This window comes from Microvirga sp. P4_G7 (assembly GCF_056401005.1).
On sequence record NZ_JBFUKD010000252.1, the window covers coordinates 1 to 4,865 of the forward strand.

The 4,865-nt window shown below is 61.8% G+C and carries 4 protein-coding genes and 1 pseudogene; all 5 read right to left on the reverse strand.

From position 1 onward, the window contains the following. Nucleotides 1-1,432: mechanosensitive ion channel family protein (locus tag AC1DT3_RS12115; RefSeq protein ID WP_477465503.1), on the reverse strand; the 1,432-nt coding region annotated here is incomplete at its 3' end. Nucleotides 1,433-1,532: 100 nt separating this feature from the next. Next, entirely contained in the window at nucleotides 1,533-2,201 is a 669-nt protein-coding gene (locus tag AC1DT3_RS12120) for a YdcF family protein (RefSeq protein WP_477465504.1), read from the reverse strand. Between the two features lie 309 nt (nucleotides 2,202-2,510). Next, entirely contained in the window at nucleotides 2,511-2,951 is a 441-nt protein-coding gene (locus AC1DT3_RS12125; protein WP_477465505.1) for a potassium channel family protein, read from the reverse strand. A gap of 13 nt (nucleotides 2,952-2,964) precedes the next feature. After that, nucleotides 2,965-4,047 (reverse strand): calcium/proton exchanger, encoded by a 1,083-nt coding sequence (cax, locus tag AC1DT3_RS12130; protein ID WP_477465506.1) that lies wholly within the window; start codon nucleotides 4,045-4,047, stop codon nucleotides 2,965-2,967. A 60-nt stretch (nucleotides 4,048-4,107) separates the two neighbouring features. Continuing rightward, nucleotides 4,108-4,865 (reverse strand): annotated as a pseudogene (locus AC1DT3_RS12135) (HlyD family secretion protein); the annotation flags it as partial.

Below are 4,865 nucleotides of genomic sequence, written 5' to 3' on the forward strand. Positions count from 1 at the left end.
CGACGGCGCCTTTCGACCCCGAGGTTTCGATGTATTCGCCCAGCCGGAAGGCGTCGTCGATCAGGAAGAACAGCCCGGACACGATGTCCTTGACGAGGGTCTGCGAGCCAAATCCGATGGCGAGGCCGAAGACGCTGAGGCCGGTGATGATCGGCCAGACGTTGACGCCGAGCACCACGAGCATCGTCAGCAGACCGAAGGCGAAGATCGCAATTTTCGCGGTCGCGGAGACGAGCGGGAGCAACGTTCCAAGACGCGAGCGCGGCCCGCCGTTCTCATGCGCGGATCCGTTATGGCCCTCCGTCTGCGCCAACCGGCTGGCCAGAGAACCAACGGAATTCCAGAGAAATGCTGATGCAAGAGCGACAAGCGCGACTTCAATCGCCCGTGTCGTGACCGTTCCTGAATCGAGGCCCATCGCGATCAGTATCGGGCCGATCCACATATAGCCGAGAAGGGTCAATATCCCCACGATGATCACGAAACGCAGCGTTCTGCGCAAAGCTGCCGAGGCAATGGACACCGATGTATTCTCGATCCCATGCTCGGCCCAGCGCGCGACCACCGTATCGAGATGCGGCGCCAACAGAACCAGCAGCAGGCTCATGAAGGTGGGAAAGGGCGGGAGAGGGCGCCCCAGCATGCCGCCTGCCTGTGCCGCGATCACCGTGATGACGACGACCGTCATCGCCAGCCAAGGCCACGCCACCGCGAACCGTCGCTTCCACGGGCTTCGCGGCCGGGGTCCAGCGACGATGGCCGTGATCGTCAGATGATAACGCCAATAGGCATAGCAGAGCATGATGGCGACGGGCAGGAGGAGGAGGATCGTGCCGACGAAATCCCGCAGCCCAGGTCCGGCGTTCCAGGCCCGCAGCGTCGTCGCGATCGCGATGCCGAACAATCCCCAGCAGACAGCGAAGCTCACGATACGCCAGAACCGGCGCGAGCGAGTGCCCAGGTGACGATGACGTCCCGTAGGGTCCAGGACAAGCAGCGATTCCAAAATCAGGTGCGCCAGCGTCGACAGAATGGCGGCGACGATCCAAACCCGAAGAACGCTCCGAAGAAGCTCGTTCGTTACAAGAAGCCGCATCGCGGCAAACATGACGAGGACGGCGAGAACAGCACTCCCGAGTGTAGCAAGGCTGCGCAACACTGGCTGATCGCCGGCGCCCCAGCGCGAGAAGAGGCGTTGCGCCAACTTGAAGGCGATGAACGTGAGTATGGCCGTGCCGACCAAAAGGAGCGCGAGACGTGGAAGTCCAATGCCTTGAGCCTGAAGGGCGCCTGCGAAGGACGAAAAATCCGCCCCGATGTTTCGGAGATTCGAAAGACGAAGGAAGAAGCTTTGCTCGAGCGTCGATCCGAGGGATTCCATACGGCCGATAACTGCGGCCGTATCTTCCGATAGTTCAGCTGCTTCAGCCATATGCCCCTCAGATAGGATATATTTCCCCAACGTGATCAGGATACACAAAGGTCGGTCGAACTCAATCGGCGGCGGAGGACAAGCTGCCCGGGCTGATGCCTCAGCAATCTCGGCTGAGCCGGCACCGTGTCAAATAATAGGCTTCGCTCAAGAGAAACCCGGTCCACGATCGCCATCCGATGTATCGTGTGCTGGGCGTCGGCGAAGGTGCTGCGTTGACGTCAAGCCGATGCGCCAGGGCGATGGCTCTGCGCATATGCAGGGGATCGCTCACGAGGAGCACACGTTCGACGTCGTTTTCCCGAAGGAGCGGCGAGACGAAAGCGAGGTTTTCCCTGGTCGTGCGGGATTGAGTCTCGACGAGGATCGCTGACGGCGGGACACCGTGCGCGATGCTCCAGTCCCGCGCCGCTTCGGCCTCCGAGAGGCCATCGCCGTCACCGATCCCTCCGGTCATGACGAGCAGCCTTACCCGGCCAGCGCGATAGAGCGCGACGGCGTGCCGTATGCGCTCTTCGAAGACGGGCGACGGCACCCGGTCGAAGACCGCGGCTCCGAGCACGATTGCCGCGTCGGCCGAGCGCAGGTCGGAATGTCGTGAGAAGGCGACGATATCGACCAACGTAGCCGCGACGGCGCAGCCGAATATTCCAAGGACGCCGGCCAGCGCGAGTTTCGGAAATGTGTGGCCCATCATCTCGTCGATGCGGTTGAAAATTGCGGTGCATAGCGTCTGGACATCAAGCCGATGCCACGGCGCAACTTTCATAGCCCGATCTCAGTACCTGTATCAATGTTTCGTGACGGCCTGCGACTTGGGTCGAAGCTCAGGCTCGGCTTCGTGCGGAACCAGCCAGAATTCGCTGCCCGGTCGAACCTGTGGGCCAGTAGCAGCAAGCGGCAGACCTCAATCCATCAGGGGAGAAACGTCCGTCCCACCGCAGGGGGAGTCCATCAGTAATTCGCATAAGATATATTATGGAACTAAAATCAACATACTCTCCGCTACGAGCGAAAGCGGCTCTTCCCCCTGGGATCGGTCACCAGCGCAGCCAATGACGTTGCGCGCCTGCGCTTGTCACTCTCCGGGCCTTCCTTCGTCGCGGATGGTGGTGAGCGTCCTCCGCAGCATCTCAAAGATCACTGCCGTCGACCAACCGAACAGCAGCACGCCGTTCGTCGCCGTCATCGGCCCGAGGAGATGCCACCGCTCCACCGGCGTCACGTCGCCATAGCCGAGGGTCGTGTAGTTGACGAAGGCGAAATAGACGAGATCGCTGCCCGCAGGTGCGGCCTCCACGACCGCATAAGCCAATGCCCAAACGAGGACCTCGGCAAGATGGGCGGCCATCAGGAACGACACCACCGCGATCATGACGGCAATCAATCGAAACGACGGACGGAACGATGTGATCGAAAGCGCGGCGCGTGCCGCCCAAATCACCGTCGCCATTAAAAATGCATGGATCGCAATGTTGCCGACACTGATGGCCGTACCCACGAGAATCTGGCGCAACATGCGTTGAGATCTTTCATTGGACCCGCGGAGGCAACAAGTAGAGCGTCATCGCGAGTACGAGGTAGACCAGCAGTACGAGCACTCCGACGAACCACGCCGAACGCCCGCTGTTGGTCACCAACGACACGGTCATGGTGGCAATGAGCATCATGACCACCGCACCCGGCCAGAATTGCAGGTTCATCGGCGCCGGACCGACGACATAGCTGACCAGCACCAGTACAGGCGCGACGAAGAGCGCGATTTGGGTTGCGCTCCCCAATGCAATGCCCAGGCTCAGGTCTAGCCGGTTCTTGCGCGCGCCGGAAACCACCGCGGCCATCTCAGCCGCTCCGCCCACGAGCGCCACGACGACGAACCCCACGAAGGCGRGGGTCATACCGAATTGCGTCGCCGCGTGCTGAACCGACTCGACGAACACCTCGCTGACCAGCGCGACGAGAATGGTGACGACGGCCAGAGTGGTCAGCGCCAGGCCCATTGGCCAGTGTGCTTCGCCCGCTTCCTCGTGGCTTGCGCTGGCGAACAATTCGCGATGGGTCTTGAGGGTGAACAGCAGGCCCAATCCGTAAGCGGTGATGAGCAAGATGGACAGGCCCACGCTCAACGTCTCGGTGAAAGCGGACCCAGCTTCGGAGACCGCTGAAGGAATCAGCAGCGCGACCGTGGCCAGGAAGAGAAGGCCTCCTTGTAGACGCGCGCTGCCTCGGTTGTAGTCCTGAACGTGATACTTGAGGCCGCCGAGTAGCAACGCTGCGCCCACCATGAACAAGGAGTTGGTGACGATCGCCCCTGCGATCGATGCCTTCACAAGCGCATATTGGCCGGCACGCAACGCAGTCAGGGCGATGATGAGTTCCGTCAAGTTTCCCAGCGTGGCGTTGAGCAAGCCACCGACCGAGTCACCCGTCTTGGCCGCTACGGATTCGGTGGCGTGGCTCAGGAGAAGGGCCAGTGGCACGATAGCGAGGATGGACAGAATGAAGTGCAACGTGTGCGCTTCGGACCTCAGCGACTGAGCGACCAACACCAAGGGCACGAAGGCCAGGAGCCAGAGCACGGGGTTGTGGCGGATTTCCTTGAACAAAAGGCTCATGACGACAGACCTTGAAGCAGCGGTGCGGCCCTGATGCTCATCGTCCGCCCGTTCCTCACATCAGTGCCCGCCGAATACGAGGGTCTGGATGGGAAGCAGCAGGGCCTGAAGTCGCAGGATCATCGCATGCACGAGGCCGACCGCGTCCACCGCGTGAAGAACGAAGCTTTTGCCGGTGCTGATGTTGCCTGAGGCGATCAGCTCATGATTGCTGGTATAGGCGTTGGCGATGCAACTGGAGCCTGGCGTTACGCCTTCGAGCCCACCCTCATAGRGGGGCTCGAGAAAGACAAGGATGGTTCCCGGTCGCGTCACTTGTTGCGCGTCGAGCAGCTGCTCACCGCCGCGAAACTGGCCGGCGGCGATGTAGTCCTGCACCGCAGTCACCACCATCGGGATGACCGTCCAGGGTTTCGAAATGCAGGTGATCTCGGCCACCATGCCGACCCTCATCACCTGGGCCTCGATCTGACCGAAGCCCGCCGAAACGGTCTTCTGCCCTGCCCCCTCCGGGATCAGGATTCCCGCGGGACGCATGAACGGATTGACGATGTCGCCCGCCCTCAGCGTGAACTGCTCGACACGCCCGTTGACCCCTGCCCTGACGACGGTCTTCGTCAACTCCACCTCGGCCTGGGCCAAAGCGGCTTCGGCGCTCGCTTTTTGAGCCGGGATGAGGGTGGAGATCTGCGCCTCGGCGGCGTCCTTGGCGGCAGTCGCCGCCGCAACCCCGCCCCTGCGACCTTCGACGAGATTCTGGAGCCGCTCGATTTCGCGGAGCGCCACGATGTTGGCGTTGCGCTGGTTCAGCTCCTGCT

Bases quoted from the DNA above. Each gene is read 5' to 3' on its own strand.
- AC1DT3_RS12120 (WP_477465504.1), bottom strand. From the start codon at position 2,201: ATGAAAGTTGCGCCGTGGCATCGGCTTGATGTCCAGACGCTATGCACC.
- AC1DT3_RS12125 (WP_477465505.1), bottom strand. From the start codon at position 2,951: ATGTTGCGCCAGATTCTCGTGGGTACGGCCATCAGTGTCGGCAACATT.